The sequence below is a fragment of the Pseudoflavonifractor sp. HCP28S3_F10 genome (genome assembly GCF_052065415.1).
Lineage (GTDB): Bacteria > Bacillota > Clostridia > Oscillospirales > Oscillospiraceae > Pseudoflavonifractor_A.
Map to the genome: position 1 here is coordinate 38,059 of NZ_JBQHUB010000019.1, position 15,424 is coordinate 53,482.

The following is a 15,424-nucleotide window of genomic DNA, read 5'->3' on the forward strand; positions in this document are numbered from 1 at the left end:
GCAATCGAAAGGAACCTGAAACAATGGCTGAACTCGTTTATGACAAGACCGGCCGTCTCCTCTTCACCGAGGAGATGAAGAAGGAGTACACCCTTCTCATGCCCCAGATGCTGCCCGTCCACTTCGGCATGATGGCCCGGCTGCTGGAAAAAGAGGGCTTCAAGGTGGAGACCCTCAATACCAGCGGCAAGAGCATCGTGGACGCGGGGCAGAAATATGTTCACAACGACACCTGCTACCCCGCCCTTCTGGTCATCGGCCAGCTCATCGATGCCATCCAGAGCGGGAAGTACGATCCCCACAAGGTGGGATTACTCATCACCCAGACCGGCGGCGGCTGCCGCGCCTCCAACTACATCCACCTGCTGCGCAAGGCACTGAAAAAGGCGGGGCTGGAGTATGTGCCCGTGGTGTCGGTAAACCTGTCCGGTCTGGAGAAGAACCCCGGCTTCAAGCTCTCCATCCCCTTCCTGCGCAAGGCGGTGTTCGCCATGATGTACGGCGACATCATCGTCCAGACCTCCAACCAGGTCCGGCCCTATGAGGTCACCCCCGGCCAGACCGACGAGACCATCGAGCAGTGCATGAGCTGGCTGCTGGAGGAATTCAGTCAGGGCAGGGGCATGAACTTCAAGAGCATGACCGCCAATTTCGACCGCATCACCGCCGCCTTCAAGGCCATTCCCGTCCAGGGGGAGCCCAAGGTCCGGGTAGGCGTGGTGGGCGAGATCTATATCAAGTACTCCCCCCTGGGCAACAACAATCTGGAGCAGTTCCTCCTCTCCGAGGGGGCCGAGCCCGTGGTGCCCGGCCTTACCGACTTCATCATCTTCAAGATCTACAACCGGGAGGTGGACGTGGACATCTACGGCGGCAAGTGGATCAAGAAGAAGGTGTGCCAGATCTTCAAGGCCTATGTGGAGAAGTGCCAGAGGGCCATGATCGCCGCCATGGAGAAGGGCGGCTTCCGCGCCCCCGGCACCTTTGAGGACCTGCGCCATCTCATCCACGGCTACCTGGGCGAGGGCAACAAGATGGGCGAGGGCTGGCTCCTCACCGCCGAGATGCTGGAGCTCATCCACTCCGGCACCCCCAACATCGTCTGCACCCAGCCCTTCGGCTGCCTGCCCAACCACATCGTGGGCAAGGGCATGATCCGCCGCCTGAAGGATGACTATCCCTGGTCCAACATCGTGGCCATCGACTATGACCCCGGCGCCACCAAGATCAATCAGGAGAACCGCATCAAGCTGATGCTGGCCAACGCCCGGGCTCTGGCCCGGGACGAGGCCGTCCACACCGGTCAGGCGCAGGAGGCGCCCGCCCTGTGAGCGGCGCGCTGCGCTTCGTGGACGCCTGCCGGGAGGAGCATTTTGCCGCCATGAGCCTGATTCACGCCCTGGGGTGGCGCACCACCTATCAGGACGCGGTACCGGCGGATTATATGGCCCGGGAGGTCACCGACGGCCGCTGGATCCCCTTCTTCCGGGAGGACTATGAGACAGGCCGCTGCCATGGACTTCTCCTCTACCGGGGCGACACCCCCGTGGCCTGCGGCAACTACGGCCCCGCCCGGGTGGGAGCCAGCCCCAGGCAGAGCAGCCTGGTCTCCTTCGACTCCCGGGGCTACGAGGGCTGGGGGGAGATCATCTCCTTCTACACCCACCCCGACGAGAAGGGCAAGGGATACGGCTCCCTGCTGATGGAGGAGATGCTGCGGCGGCTGAAAGAGGACGGCTTTCCCAGCGCCTACGTGCTGGTGCTGCGGGAGAATGCGGGTGCCCGGCGGTTTTACGAACGCCACGGCTTCCGCTGGGACGGCACCCATGAGGACATCCCCTTCCCTCCCGACGCAATTTGCGTGGACCTGCGCTATACCAGAACGCTGTAAAAACCGGCGGGCGGCACAGCCGCCCGCCGGTTTTTAAAAAAAGTTTCAGCTTCCGGGAACCTTTTTCCACATTCAGTTGTGTTTCAGTTGAAAGGAGGCGATGGCATGGCTGAGGTGTTTGGCAGCGACGCCCACGTCCACCGTGTGGTGGAGCAGTGGTCTCCCCTGCTCCTTCGGCTCTCCTACAGCTATCTGGGCTCCACCGCCGACGCGGAGGACGTGGTCCAGGAGGTCTTTCTCGCCCTGTTGGAGCGGGGCAAGCCCCACACAAAATAACCATAGAATACTATAACCGCCGGTCTTTCTCGCCCTGTTGGAGCGGGGCAAGCCTTTTAAAGATACGGAGCACGAGAAAGCCTGGCTCATCAAGGTCACGGTCAACAAGTGCAAGAACTGTCTGAAAGCGGCCTGGCGCTCCCGCCGCTCTCCCATGCCCGCCGATACTGCCGTCCCGGCGCCGGAGGAGCCCCTGGGGGTGCTGGAGGCCGTGATGGCGCTGCCTCCGCTCTACCGTATCCCCATCCACCTCCATTACTGCGAGGGATGGTCCACCGGGGAGATCGCCGCCATGCTGGGGGTCTCCCCCGTCACCGCCCGCACCCGGCTCCACCGGGGCCGGGCCATGCTCCGGGATGTTCTGGAAGGAGGGAACGAGTGATGTACGAAAAGGAGTACCGCGAAGCCATGGAGCAGCTCCCCTTCTCCCCCGACTTTCAGCGCCGTGCCGAGGAGCGCATGAAGGCCCGCCGTCCCCGCCGCCGGCGCAGGCGGTGGCCCGCGGCGGTGGCCGCCCTGCTGGCGCTGGCGCTGGGCGTGAACGCCCTGTTCTGGCCCTCGGTGGGGAGCAGCGGAGCCGTCCCCGGCCTGCGCTCCTGTGCCGCCGCCCAGCCGGAGTATCCCGACTATCCCCGGCAGGGCCGCCTCACCTTCCTCACCAACTACCGCGAGCGGATGCGGGACTACCGGAGCACCATCGGCGAACTGGACAGGGATGGCTACGCCGCGGCGGCCGCCGCCTTTTCCGACCGGAGCGCCGCCCTGACCCTGGCGGGAGAACCGGGAGAAAACCGGATCTGCTCCCCGGTGAACCTGTGGTTTGCACTGTCCATGCTGGCCGAGGCCACCGCCGGGGAGAGCCGGGAGCAGATCCTCTCCGCCCTGGGGCTGGAGGACCTGGACTCCGCCCGGCAGCAGGCCGGCGTGCTGTGGCGCACCCTCTATCAGGACAACGGCCTCTCGGGTATCCTGCCCGCCAACTCCCTGTGGCTGGACCGTGATGTGACCTATGACCAAAATACCGTGGACACTTTGGCCCAGTCTTACTACGCCGGCACCTACCGGGTGGACATGGGCACCGACAAGGCCGACAAGGCCATCCGCTCCTGGCTCAGCGCCCAGACCAGCGGCCGGCTGGAGGGGGCGGTGAAGGGCGTGTCCACCAGCCCGGAGACTGTACTGGCCCTCTTCTCCACCCTGCGGTATTACGGCGAGTGGTCCAAAAAATTTGACGCCTCCAAAACCTATGATGATATCTTTACCAAGGCCGACGGCACCGAGCTCACCGTCCCCTTCATGCACCGCTCCGCCTCCCACGACTCCTTCGCCACCATCTGCGTGGAGGGGTACAACGCCGCCCGGCTGTATACCGAGAACGGTTCCGTATGGTTCATCCTGCCGGACGAGGGGCATTCCGCCGATGACCTGGCTGTCGACCCGGCCCTGTGGGCCTCGCTCCGTGATGAGGAACTGACCGAATACCGGCGGGTGGAGTGGTCGGTGCCCAAATTTGACGTGTCCTCCACTCTGGAGTTGGCTGACACAATGAAGGCCCTGGGGGTCACAGACGTGTTCGACCCCGCCCGCTCGGATTTTTCTGCCCTCTCCCCCGGCTATCCTGAGCCCATCACCCTCTCCTCCGCCCGGCAGTCCGCCCGGGTGGAGGCCGACGAGGAGGGCATCCGGGGCGTGAGCTTTGTGGAGCTCATGGGAGCCGGAGCGGCGGCCCCTCCCGACGAGACCTGCATTATGGACCTGGACCGGCCCTTCCTCTTCGTCATCACCTCTCCGGTGGAGGGTGTGCCCCTTTTCGCAGGGGTGGTCCATGATCCTACGGGTTAAACAGGGACTTTTTCCATCTTTTCCTTGACTTTTCTCCGGACAGCCATTATAATATTTTGATAAGGAGCGCTGCGGACCGCGGGCTCCCCACGGTGGGAACAGCTTCCCGTCCCTCGTCCACCGTATCTCCCTGCCAACGCTAACGGGCTTTCCTATACCGGAAAGCCCGTTTTTTTTGGCCGTCCGCCCCTCTGATCTGTTTGAAAGTGAGGAATTTAAATGGAACGACCTGTCAACAAAATGGAGAGCATGCCCGTACGCCCCCTCCTGCTGCAGATGTCCTGGCCCATCATGCTCTCCATGATGATCCAGGCCCTGTACAATCTGGTGGACAGCATGTTTGTCGCCAAGCTCAGCAGCGATGGCTTTGTGGCCCTCTCCCTGGCCTTCCCGGTGCAGTCCATCATCGTGGCCCTGTGCGCCGGCAGCGCCGTGGGCCTCAACGCCCTCATCTCCCGCCGTCTGGGAGAGCACCGGCCCGATCTGGCCTCCCGGATCGCTGTGAACGGCTATTTCGTCTTTGGCGTCATCTCGGTTCTCTTCCTGGTCTTCGGTCTTACCGGCAGCCGTGCTTTTATCAGCCTGTTCAGCGACGTGCCCGCCGTTATCGGATACGGCGGGCAGTACATCTCCATCGTCACCGTATTCGCCTTTACCGTGGCGGGGCAGATCTGCTCCGAGCGGGTGCTCCAGGCCAGCGGAAACACCATCGGCCCCATGATCGGCCAGAGCTCCGGCGCCCTGCTCAATATCCTGCTGGACCCGCTGCTCATCTTCGGCGTGGGGCCCTTCCCCCGGCTGGAGGTGGCCGGCGCGGCCATCGCCACTGTCATCAGCCAGTTCTTCGGCATGGTCCTCACCCTCTGGATGGTCCGCCGCAGCCCCGTGCTCAAGCTCACCTTCCGGGGGTTCCGCCCCGACCTGCATGTGATCCGCGCCATCTACGAGATCGGCCTGCCCGCCATCCTCATCCAGCTTTTGAGTTCGGTGATGATGCTGGGTATGAACAAGGTCATGGCCTACTTCACCGTCAACGGCGTATTCCTGCTGGGCGCGTACTACAAGCTCCAGTCCTTCTGCTTCATGCCGGTATTCGGTCTCAACAACGGCATGATCCCCATCATCGGTTATAATTACGGCGCCCGCAATCCCCGGCGCATCCATGCCACCGTCCGCTTCGCTCTGGTGATGGCCCTGAGCGTCATGTCCCTGGGCACGCTGCTCTTCGCCGCCGCGCCCGCGCTGCTGCTGCGCCTGTTCAGCGCCGATGCCGCACAGATGGCAGACGGAGTCATTGCCCTGCGGATGCTTTCCCCTGTCTTTCTATTTGCCAGCGTTTCGGTGATCCTGTGCGCCGCCTTCCAGGCGGTGGGAGCTCCCCGCTCCAGCCTGCTGGTGTCCGTACTGCGGCAGCTGGGCTTCCTCCTGCCGCTGGCCATCCTGCTGGGCTTTCTCCGGCCCGGGGCCATCTGGCTGGCCTTTCCTCTCTCCGAGGGCGTGGCCTGCGTCCTTTCCATTCTGCTCTACCGGCACATTTCCCGTACCCGGGTGGATCCCCTGTCTCAGGCTGATTGAGCACGTTTTTCTGTTCCGCTTTCGTCTATTTGACGGTCTGTATCCTTTTCTACAGGGTCTTAACTGTTAATTTTCCGTAATTCGCCTTGACTTTCCCCCTGTATGTCATATAATAATGATGTAATTGTATGCATAAGGAGGGCGTTATTTTGGCTCGAAAGGCATCTACCGCGGCAAAATCCGTCGCTAAAACTTCCACCCGCATGTCAAAAAAGGGTCCCCTCACCCCTGATATGCTGCGCAAGCTGGACGCCTACTGGCGGGCCGCCAATTATCTGGCCGCCGGGCAGCTCTATCTTCTGGATAATCCCCTGCTCCGCAAGCCTCTTCGCCCGGAGCACCTGAAAAAGACTGTGGTGGGCCACTGGGGCACCGTTCCCGGCCAAAACTTCATTTACACCCACCTCAACCGCATCATCAACAAGTACGATCTGAACATGATCTACATCAGCGGTCCCGGCCACGGCGGGAACGCCCTGGTGGCCCAGACCTATCTGGAGGGCACCTACAGCGAGATCTATCCCAACGTCAGCCGGGATATGGAGGGCATGAAGAAGCTCTTCAAACAGTTCTCCTTCCCCGGCGGCATCCCCAGCCACTGCGCGCCCGAGACCCCCGGTTCCATCAACGAGGGCGGCGAGTTGGGCTATTCCCTGGCCCACGCGTTCGGCGCGGTGATGGACAATCCGGACCTGATCGCCGCCTGCGTGGTGGGGGACGGAGAGGCCGAGACCGGCCCCCTGGCCACCGCGTGGCACTCCAACAAGTTCCTCAATCCCATCACGGACGGCGCCGTTCTCCCCATCCTGCACCTGAACGGCTTCAAGATCTCCAACCCCACCATTTTCTCCCGCATCACTTCCGAGGAAGTGGAGGACTTCTTCAAGGGCTGCGGCTGGACTCCCCGCTTTGTGGAGGGAGACGAGCCCATCCGCATGCACCAGCAGATGGCCGCCGCTCTGGACTGGGCCGTGCGGGAGATCGAGCGCATCCAGCAGAGCGCCCGGGCTACCGGGGATACCTCCCGCCCCCGCTGGCCCATGATCGTGTTCCGCTCCCCCAAGGGCTGGACCGGGCCCAAGGAGGTGGACGGCCTGCGGATGGAGGCCAGCTTCCGCTCCCACCAGGTGCCGGTCAGCGTGGGGGAGGACCACCCCGAGCACCTGAAGGTACTGGAAAACTGGCTGAAAAGCTACCGGCCTGAGGAGCTCTTTGACCGCAACGGCGCCCTGATCCCCGAGCTGCAGGCTCTGGCCCCCAAGGGTGACCGGCGTATGGGCAGCAATCCCCACGCCAACGGCGGCCTGCTGCTGCGGGACCTGCGCATCCCCGACTTCCGGGAGTACGCGGTGGAGGTCCCCGCGCCCGGCGAGGTCATGGGGCAGGACATGAACGAGCTGGGCAAATTCGTCCGGGACATCCTCAAGCTCAACCAGGAGGCCCGGAACTTCCGGGTATTCGGCCCCGACGAGACCATGTCCAACGGTCTGGGCGCCGTATTCCAGGAGAGCAGCCGCTGCTGGAACGCCGAGCGCACTGACCGGGATGAATTCTTGGCCCCGGACGGCCGGGTCATGGACTCCATGCTCTCCGAGCACATGTGCCAGGGCTGGCTGGAGGGCTACCTCCTCACCGGCCGCCACGGCTTCTTCAACAGCTATGAGGCCTTCATCCGCATCGTGGATTCCATGTTCGCCCAGCATGCCAAGTGGCTCAAGGTCTGCTCCCAGCTCCCCTGGCGGCAGGACATCGCCTCTCTCAACTACGTTCTCTCCTCCAATGTCTGGCAGCAGGACCACAACGGCTTTACCCACCAGGACCCCGGCTTCCTGGACCATGTGGCCAACAAGAAGGCCGATGTGGTGCGGCTCTACCTGCCTCCCGACGGCAACTGCCTGCTCTCCTGCTTTGACCACTGCATCCGCAGCCGGAACTATGTCAATGTGATGGTGACCTCCAAGCACCCCCGGCCCCAGTGGCTCACCATGGACGAGGCCATCAAGCACTGCACCCACGGCATCGGCATCTGGCAGTGGGCCTCCAACGACCAGGGCTGCGAGCCTGATGTGGTTATGGCCTGCTGCGGCGAGACTCCCACGCTGGAGACCCTGGCCGCCGTCACTATCCTGCACAAGTACCTGCCCGAACTGAGGATCCGGGTCATCAATGTGGTGGACCTGATGAAGCTCCAGCCCCATACCGAGCACCCCCACGGCCTCACCGCCGAGGATTTCGACGCGCTCTTCACGGTGGATAAGCCCATCATCTTCGCCTTCCACGGCTATCCCACCCTGATCCATGAGCTGACCTACCGCCGCCACAACAAGCACCTCCACGTCCGCGGCTATAAGGAGGAGGGCACCATCACCACCCCCTTCGACATGCGGGTCCAGAACGACATCGACCGCTTCCACCTGGTGGAGGACGTGGTCAAGCGTCTGCCCCAGCTGGGCAACCGTGGCTCCTTCCTCATCCAGCTCATGAAGGACAAGCTAGTGGAGCACAAGCAGTACATCATCGCCAACGGCGTGGATATGCCCGAGGTCCGGGAGTGGAAGTGGAACGACGGCAAAGGCATCGAATAAATGCCGGTTCTTCCCGTTTACATGCCATAAATAAGGCGCACCGCAGGCCTGCGGTGCGCCTTATTTTGCCCTGCGAGGAAGTTTTGCCCGCCGTGGGCGGGGACGGGGGGGCGTCCTCGCCGGACGGGCGTCCTGCGCGGACAGCGCCCCATTTCTTTCACGAAAGAAATGGGGAAAAGAAAGGTCCCGAGGGAGGCCCAGCCCTCCCTCGGGGCTCCCTCCCTATCCGAGGGCCGCTCCCCCGGTGCCATCAAAATCAAGATGGTTCTCTGCCGTGCTCGCATGGTGCAGACATAAGGCGGGGAGGCACCACGCAGGCAGCGCGGAAGGGCTCTGTCAACGTGGGCACTGCGTAAGAACTCCCCCGTATAGGGGATTCCAAAGGGGGGCCGTGCACCCCTTTGGGCGTTTTCTTTCCCCCATTTCTTTTGGCAAAAGAAATGGGGCCCTCGCCGGGCAGGCGGCGAGCGCGGCGAGAGCGAGCCCCGTCTCCGCCCGCGGCGAAAAAGCGCAAAAAACAGGGCCCCCGCTGCCGCGGGGGCCCCTCGTCTTATCCGTGCTTTTTCAGCCAGTTGGCCGCGCAGCCCGCCAGCACCGCCGCGCCCAGAGGGAGCACATCCTCGTTGAACACGATGGCGGGGTGGTGGGAGCCGGCCCGGTTATAGATCTCCTCCGGGCCGCCGGCGCCGATGCCCATAAAGACCGACGGCACCTTCTGTGTGACCTCGGCGAAGTCCTCGCTGCCCATCTGCTTGGGCAGCTCTTCCATTTTGGTCGCGATCTCACCGGTGTAGCCCGCCAGTTCCACCGCCAGGTCGGGCTGGTTGTGGAGGGAGGCCACGCCGGAGAGGAACTCCACCTTGCAGGAGCCCCGGAAGAGCTCCGCCATGCCCTCGCAGATGCGGACCAGCCGCTCCTTGCCCAGGGCCCGGTTCGCATTGGAATAGGCCCGGATGCTGCCGGTGAGCTCGGCGGACTCAGGGATGGAATTGTGGAGCTTGCCGGCGTGCATGGTGCACACAGTGAGCACCAGGGGGTCCTGGGGATCCACCTCCCGGGCGTTGATCTCCTGCAGGGCCAGCAGGATGTGGGCGGCGATGTTGATGGGGTCCACGGCGTTCTGGGGGATGGCGCCGTGACCCGCCTTGCCGGTGACGGTGATCCGGAAGCTGTCCGAAGAGGCCAGGGTTGGGCCGGGCCGCCAGGCCAGGGTGCCCACGTGCATGGGTCCGGGGAACACATGGAGGGCCAGCGCCGCGTCCACCTTGGGGTTCTCCAGGATGCCGGCCTCCACCATGGCGGAGGCGCCCTGGAGGGTCTCCTCACCGGGCTGGAACATCAGCTTCACCCGGCCGGACAGTTCGTTCTCATGGGCCTTCAGCAGCCGGGCGGCCCCCAGCAGCATGGTGGTGTGGATGTCATGGCCGCAGGTGTGGGCCCGGCCGCAGGAGGCGGCAAAGGGCAGGCCGCTCTCCTCGGTCATGCCCAGGGCGTCCATATCCCCCCGCAGCAGGAACACCGGCCCCTTCTCCGGCCCGATACAGGTGGTGACGCCGCCGGCAAGCCGCTCCGGGCGGCAGCCCAGGGCCTCCAGCTCACGGCACACATAGGCGGTGGTGTTGGGCAGGTCCATGCCCAGCTCGGGGATCTGGTGGAGGGCCCTCCGGCAGTTCACCAGCTCATCCCGGTTCTCCAGCGCCTCCCGGTACAGTGCTTTCATCTCGATCATAGCGGTATGCTCCTTTCATCCGCCCGTTCCCTGGGGACCGGCGGTCTCCATTTTCGTTTTTCTCCTATTGATACTGCAAGTTCCATGCCACCCGTTCATTCCCGCTTTCTTGACAAAAAGGGCGGGAGTATGCCATAATAAATAGGTGAAATAGGTGAAAAGGGGTATCAATATGTCAAAGCAATTGGATATCATTACCTGGGATACCGACTCGGTCAACCTCTACGCCGATCAGGTGCGGGAATTTTTCGGCGACGAGGTGGAGATCCGCACCTACAGTGTACAGGCAGGCACCATCGACCAGATCGCCCCCGCCGACGTATACCTGGTCTCCACCTGCGCTTTCTCTGACCGGGACATCACCCAGCTCCTTCCAAGCCAGGGCAAAGTGGTCATCAGCGAGGTATACATCACCCAGGAGAGCCTGTACCGCCTGCTGGCCGTGCCCCGGAACACCCGGGCCCTGCTAGTGAACATCAATCAGCCCATGGCCACCGAGACCATCGCCCTGCTCAACCAGCTGGGCGCAACCAACATCCAGTTCGTTCCCTATTATCCCGGCGCGCCTGAGCCTCCCCGGCTCTCCTGCGCTGTGACCACAGGAGAGCGGCGCTATGTGCCCGACTGGGTGGAGGAGGTCATCGACCTGGGGCCCCGGCTCCTCAGCGGCAATACCTTTATCGAGCTGGCCTTTCACCTGAAATGCGAGCATATCCTGGACCAGCCCCACTTCCAGGCGTATCTGTCCTCCCTGGCCAAGCACTCCTACAGCATCGAGCGCATGTTCCACCGCTCCATCCAGGTGGAGAGCCTTTTCGACCTGTTCCAGCAGGCCCTGGACGCCGGCGTCATCGGCGTGGACTCCGACGGCACCATCTTCGCCTGCAACCCCAAGGCCGAGGAGATTCTGGACATTCCGGTCCACCAGCTGCTGGACCATCCGTCCCAGGAATCGCTGTCCATGCTGCCCTTCGGCGAATGCTTTGCCAATCGCAAGGCCATCCAGGCCCGGCTGGTGGAGATCAACGGCAGCGCTGTCAACGTCAGCCTCCAGCCCGTGTTCCGCAGCGGCCGCCTGATGGGGGCCTTCTGCATCCTCCAGCGCTTCCACGACGAGGAAAAGCGCCAGCAGAAGATGCGCCGGCAGATCCTGGGCAAGGGCCACACCACCAAGTACACCTTTGACAGTATCGTGGGCCAGAGCCAGCCCATCCTCACCGCCAAGGCCCTGGCCCGCAAAATGGCGGCCAGCAGCGCCGCCATCCTCATCAGCGGTGAGAGCGGCACCGGCAAAGAACTCTTCGCCCACGCCATCCACGCTGCCAGCGCCCGCCGGAAGGAGCCTTTTGTAGCCATCAACTGCGCCGCTATTCCCGATTCCCTGCTGGAGAGCCAGCTCTTCGGCTACGAGGAGGGTTCCTTCACCGGCGCCAAAAAGGGCGGCCACATGGGCTTCTTCGAGGCCGCCCGCAGCGGCACCCTCTTCCTGGACGAGATCGAGGCCATGAGCCCCATGCTGCAGGTCAAGCTGCTCCGGGTATTGCAGGAAAAGGAGATCGTCCGGCTGGGCGGCGTGGATGTGATCCCGGTGGACGTGCGCATCATCGCGGCTACCAACGAGGACCTGCCCGCCATCGTGCGTCAGGGCGGCTTCCGCCGGGACCTGTTCTACCGGCTGAGTGTGCTGCCCCTCCAGCTTCCCCCGCTGCGGGAACGGGGACAGGATGTGCAGCTCCTGCTGGAACGCATCAAGGAGGGCCTGGGGGCCTCCTTCTCCCTCAGCCCCGCCGCCATACAGGTACTCATGGCACACCGGTGGGACGGAAACGTCCGGGAACTGCGCAACTGCGTGGAATACCTGGCCTATCTGGACAAGCCCATTATCCAGCCCGAGGACCTGCCTCCCACCATTTTTTCCTCCACCGAGCCAGGCTCCTTCTCCCCCGCTCCCGACCCGGGGGAGCCTTGCGCCGGCGACGTCACCGGCCAGGCCATGGCCCAGCTCCGCCGGGCGGCGGGGAGCGACCTGCCCGCCTACGCCTTTATCCTCTCCGAGCTGTGCCTCTCCTCTTCCATGGGCCGGAAGGCCCTGGCCGCCCGCGCAGCGGAGCGGGGGATTCCCATGACCGAGCAGACTGCCCGCACCGCCCTTCTTCGTCTGGAGGAACTGGGGCTGGTGGAGGTCCGCCGGGGCCGGGGCGGCAGCCGTCCCACCTCCCTGGGCCGGGCCATCTCCATGCGCCTGAAGCAGACCCCGTCATTTTAATGGGTGTTTATTGGGTCGTTAATCGTCGTTAATTGGTGAAACAAATTAAAAAATGGGTGTTTTATTGGGGCTTCCCCCAATAAAACACCTCTTTTTTATTGATTCCTCTCCATTTTTTCGGCGACTGCGTAAAATTGCTCCGTTTTATTTTATCTATTTTGCACATAATTTTTTTGTTTTACAAACTTGGCATGATTCCTGCTTTATTATTATGCGTTCGACTGCGGAAGCTGAAAGGCGCTTCCGCCGGGCCACCGTCAAGGAAAGTGAGAGATAAGATGCAGTACGATTTTAATCAGCCCATTGACCGCTGGGACAATTTTGCGGCAAAGTACGATGAATTGGAACAGCGGTACGGCCGCCGGGACCTGATCCCCATGTGGATCGCGGACATGGACCTGCGCACGGCCCAGCCCATCTTGGATGCCATCGACGCACGCAACAAGCAGGCTATGTTCGGCTACACCAGCCGCCCCGACTCCTATTTCGAGGCCGTGTGCGACTGGCAGGAGAAGCGCAACGGCTGGCGGCCCGATATCAAGCGCTGCCTGTTCAGCCTGGGCGTGGTCCCGACCCTGTGCACCTGTGTGCGGGAGTTCTCCAATCCCGGTGATGAGATCCTGTTCCTGACTCCTGTTTACGGCGAGTTTTATGACTCGGTGGAGAACTGGGACCGCAAACCCCTGACCGTCTCCCTGAAAGAGGACGAAAACGGCCGCTACAACGTGGACTTCGAGGCCTTTGAGAACGCCCTCAAGCGCAAGCCTCCCATCTTCATCCTCTGCAACCCCCACAATCCCGTTGGCCGGGTGTGGACTCCCGCGGAACTGCGCCGCATGGGCGAGCTGTGCGTGAAGTACGGCACCCTCATCATCAGCGATGAGATCCACAGCGACCTGATGCTCTTCGGCCATAAGCACACCCCCATGGCCTCCGTCAGCGAGGAGATCGCCGCCCATACCATTACCTGCACCTCGGCCACCAAGACCTTCAATCTGGCCGGCCTGCAGGCCGCCACCATCGTGTTCCCCAACCAGGAGCTGCAGGACCGGTATCAGAAGTTCTGGAAGGGCCTGGATGTACACCGCAACAACTGCTTCAGCCTGGTGGCCGTGGAGGCCGCTTTCCGCCACGGTGAGGAGTGGCTGGAGCAGCTGCTCGCCCACCTGGAGCAGAACGTGCTCTATGTGGAGGAATACCTGCGGGAGAACATCCCCGAGATCAAGCTCCACCGCCCCGAGTGCACCTATCTGCTGTGGCTGGACTGCAAGGGCCTGGGGCTGCCCGGCGATGAGCTGCCCCGCTTCATGGTGGAAAAGGCCCATCTTGCCCTCAACGACGGCCGCGGCTTCGGCCCCAAGGAGGGCGAGGGCTTTATGCGCATGAATATCGCCTGCCCCCGCTGTACCGTTGAGAAGGCCCTGGGCCAGCTCAAGGCCGCGGTGGACGAACTCAAGGGCCGCTGAGAGAGGGCCCGGTTCCCCGGTATCTTGTCTCCTGTCGGGAGATTGGATAAAATATAAAGAGGAGGATTTTCTATGTCCAAGAACAACACCTTGGAGAAGAAGAGCTTTATCGTCCGCGCTCTGGACGTGGTCGAGCGCGCCGGTAACGCCCTTCCCAGCCCCGCAGTCATTTTCCTGATCCTGACCGCCCTGGTCATGGTCATCTCCGCGATCTGCGCCGCTGCCGGCGTATCGGTGACCTATGAGGCCATCGATACCCACAACAACAACGAGATCGTGGAGGTCACTGTTGCGGCCGTGAGCCTGCTCACCGGCGACTCCATCCGCACCCTGGTCACCAAGATCGTCAGCAACTTCACCAGCTTCTTTGCGCTGGGCACCGTGTTTACCATCATCATCGGCGTCAGCGTGGCTGACGGCTCCGGCATGATCTCCGCCCTGCTGCGCAAGGCTGCCAACTCCGCTCCCAAGAGCCTGGTCACCGCCATGGTGGTATTCCTGGGCATCATGTCCAACATCGCCTCCTCCACCGGCTATGTGGTGCTGGTCCCCCTGGGCGCCATCCTGTTCATGGCCTTTGGCCGTCATCCCATCGCCGGTCTGGCTGCTGCCTTTGCCGGTGTGTCCGGCGGCTGGAGCGCCAACCTGCTGATCGGTACCAACGATCCCATGTTTGCCGGCATGTCCACTCAGGCCGCCAACATGCTGGACCCCAACTACACCGTCTCTCCCGTGTGTAACTGGTTCTTTATGTTCGCGTCCACCTTCGTCATCACCGCCGTGGGCACCCTGATCACCGACAAGCTGGTGGAGCCCCGCCTGGGCAAGTATGTGCCCGAGGGCACCATCGACACCGCCACCAATGATCTGACCGCCGCCGAGCGCCGCGGCCTGAAGTTCGCCGGCATCGCCGCTCTGGTGTACCTGGCCGTCATCGCCATCGCCGTGCTGCCTCCCAATGGCCTGCTGCGCAACCCCGAGACCGGCGCGATCCTCTCCAGCCCCTTCATGAGCGGCATCATCTTCTTCATGATGCTCCTGTTCCTCATCCCCGGCATCGCCTTCGGCGTGGGCGCCGGCACCATCAAGAGCGACAAGGACGTCGTTGACCTGATGACCAAGGGCATCGCTGGCATCTCCGGCTTCATGGTCCTCATTTTCTTCGCCGCCCAGTTCACCAACTTCTTCACCTACTCCAACCTGGGCACCATCCTGTCCGTCAGCGGCGCCAACTTCCTGAAGAACATCGGCTTCGTTGGTCTGCCTCTGATCATTGTCTTTATCCTGATCACCGCCCTGCTCAACCTGCTGGTGGCCGTGGACTCCGCCAAGTGGGCCATCATGGCTCCCATCTTCGTGCCCATGTTCATGCGCCTTGGCCTGTCTCCTGAGCTGACTCAGGTGGCCTACCGCATCGGCGACTCCTGCACCAACATCATCGCCCCCACCATGCCCTTCTTCGTGCTGACTGTGGCCTTCTTCCAGAAGTACGACAAGAAGGCCGGTATCGGCACCGTGGTCTCCACCATGCTGCCCTACTCCATCGCCTTCCTGCTGGGCTGGATCGTGCTCTTCATCATCTGGTATGTCCTGGGCCTGCCCCTTGGCCCCGGTTCCCCGATGTTCTATCCCGCTTAATCCAAACTCCATACCGAACTCGTGCAGGACTTGGGGGGGCGCCGGGCGGGCCGCCCCGGTGTTATTTAAAAAGTAATTTTTTTTTAAAAAAAAAAAAAAAAGAAAAAAAAAAAAAACACCCCCCGCGCGGGGGGGGCCGCCGGGGCCGCCCCCGGC

At 62.7% G+C, this 15,424-nt stretch carries 11 protein-coding genes; 10 read left to right on the top strand and 1 reads right to left on the bottom strand.

Translation table 11 applies throughout. From position 1 onward, the window contains the following. Positions 1–23 precede the first annotated feature (23 nt). The 7 genes from ACTNBZ_RS09285 to ACTNBZ_RS09315 all read left to right on the top strand — a co-directional run bounded on the left by ACTNBZ_RS09285 (position 24) and on the right by ACTNBZ_RS09315 (position 8,169). Positions 24–1,331: a 2-hydroxyglutaryl-CoA dehydratase gene (locus tag ACTNBZ_RS09285; protein ID WP_441209384.1), complete on the top strand. Its 1,308-nt coding sequence runs from the start codon at positions 24–26 to the stop codon at positions 1,329–1,331. Further along, positions 1,328–1,891 (top strand): N-acetyltransferase family protein, encoded by a 564-nt coding sequence (locus tag ACTNBZ_RS09290; RefSeq protein ID WP_441209385.1) that lies wholly within the window; start codon positions 1,328–1,330, stop codon positions 1,889–1,891. The genes ACTNBZ_RS09285 and ACTNBZ_RS09290 overlap by 4 nt, the downstream gene beginning before the upstream one ends. A 105-nt stretch (positions 1,892–1,996) precedes the next feature. Next, entirely contained in the window at positions 1,997–2,167 is a 171-nt protein-coding gene (locus ACTNBZ_RS09295; RefSeq protein WP_441209386.1) for a sigma factor, read from the top strand. A gap of 37 nt (positions 2,168–2,204) precedes the next feature. After that, on the top strand, positions 2,205–2,549 hold the full coding sequence (locus ACTNBZ_RS09300; protein WP_441209387.1) for an RNA polymerase sigma factor: 345 nt from the start codon (positions 2,205–2,207) through the stop codon (positions 2,547–2,549). Continuing rightward, positions 2,549–4,009: a serpin family protein gene (locus tag ACTNBZ_RS09305; RefSeq protein WP_441209388.1), complete on the top strand. Its 1,461-nt coding sequence runs from the start codon at positions 2,549–2,551 to the stop codon at positions 4,007–4,009. Before ACTNBZ_RS09300 ends, ACTNBZ_RS09305 begins: the two co-directional genes overlap by 1 nt. Before the next feature lie 219 nt (positions 4,010–4,228). Then, a complete protein-coding gene (locus ACTNBZ_RS09310; RefSeq protein WP_441209389.1) occupies positions 4,229–5,584 on the top strand; it encodes an MATE family efflux transporter in 1,356 nt (451 codons plus the stop codon). Between the two features lie 203 nt (positions 5,585–5,787). Beyond that, entirely contained in the window at positions 5,788–8,169 is a 2,382-nt protein-coding gene (locus ACTNBZ_RS09315; RefSeq protein ID WP_441209394.1) for a phosphoketolase family protein, read from the top strand. Positions 8,170–8,719: 550 nt separating this feature from the next. Here the strand turns inward: ACTNBZ_RS09315 and ACTNBZ_RS09320 are convergent. Next, the gene (locus ACTNBZ_RS09320; protein ID WP_441209390.1) at positions 8,720–9,898 is read right to left on the bottom strand and encodes a M20 metallopeptidase family protein; all 1,179 of its coding nucleotides are present in this window, start codon (positions 9,896–9,898) and stop codon (positions 8,720–8,722) included. A 172-nt stretch (positions 9,899–10,070) separates the two neighbouring features. Here ACTNBZ_RS09320 and ACTNBZ_RS09325 point away from each other — a divergent pair, with 172 nt between their 5' ends. The 3 genes from ACTNBZ_RS09325 (at position 10,071) to ACTNBZ_RS09335 (ending at position 15,268) form a co-directional block, all read left to right on the top strand. Beyond that, on the top strand, positions 10,071–12,164 hold the full coding sequence (locus tag ACTNBZ_RS09325) for a sigma-54 interaction domain-containing protein (protein WP_441209391.1): 2,094 nt from the start codon (positions 10,071–10,073) through the stop codon (positions 12,162–12,164). Between the two features lie 278 nt (positions 12,165–12,442). After that, positions 12,443–13,630, top strand: coding sequence for a MalY/PatB family protein (locus ACTNBZ_RS09330; protein WP_441209392.1), 1,188 nt, complete (start codon positions 12,443–12,445; stop codon positions 13,628–13,630). Between the two features lie 72 nt (positions 13,631–13,702). Continuing rightward, on the top strand, positions 13,703–15,268 hold the full coding sequence (locus ACTNBZ_RS09335; RefSeq protein ID WP_441209393.1) for an AbgT family transporter: 1,566 nt from the start codon (positions 13,703–13,705) through the stop codon (positions 15,266–15,268). Positions 15,269–15,424 lie beyond the last annotated feature (156 nt).

Coding starts and splice junctions, on each gene's coding strand:
- ACTNBZ_RS09285 (WP_441209384.1), top strand. CDS start 24: ATGGCTGAACTCGTTTATGACAAGACCGGCCGTCTCCTCTTCACCGAG.
- ACTNBZ_RS09295 (WP_441209386.1), top strand. CDS start 1,997: ATGGCTGAGGTGTTTGGCAGCGACGCCCACGTCCACCGTGTGGTGGAG.
- ACTNBZ_RS09305 (WP_441209388.1), top strand. CDS start 2,549: ATGTACGAAAAGGAGTACCGCGAAGCCATGGAGCAGCTCCCCTTCTCC.
- ACTNBZ_RS09310 (WP_441209389.1), top strand. CDS start 4,229: ATGGAACGACCTGTCAACAAAATGGAGAGCATGCCCGTACGCCCCCTC.
- ACTNBZ_RS09315 (WP_441209394.1), top strand. CDS start 5,788: ATGTCAAAAAAGGGTCCCCTCACCCCTGATATGCTGCGCAAGCTGGAC.
- ACTNBZ_RS09320 (WP_441209390.1), bottom strand. CDS start 9,898: ATGATCGAGATGAAAGCACTGTACCGGGAGGCGCTGGAGAACCGGGAT.
- ACTNBZ_RS09325 (WP_441209391.1), top strand. CDS start 10,071: ATGTCAAAGCAATTGGATATCATTACCTGGGATACCGACTCGGTCAAC.
- ACTNBZ_RS09330 (WP_441209392.1), top strand. CDS start 12,443: ATGCAGTACGATTTTAATCAGCCCATTGACCGCTGGGACAATTTTGCG.
- ACTNBZ_RS09335 (WP_441209393.1), top strand. CDS start 13,703: ATGTCCAAGAACAACACCTTGGAGAAGAAGAGCTTTATCGTCCGCGCT.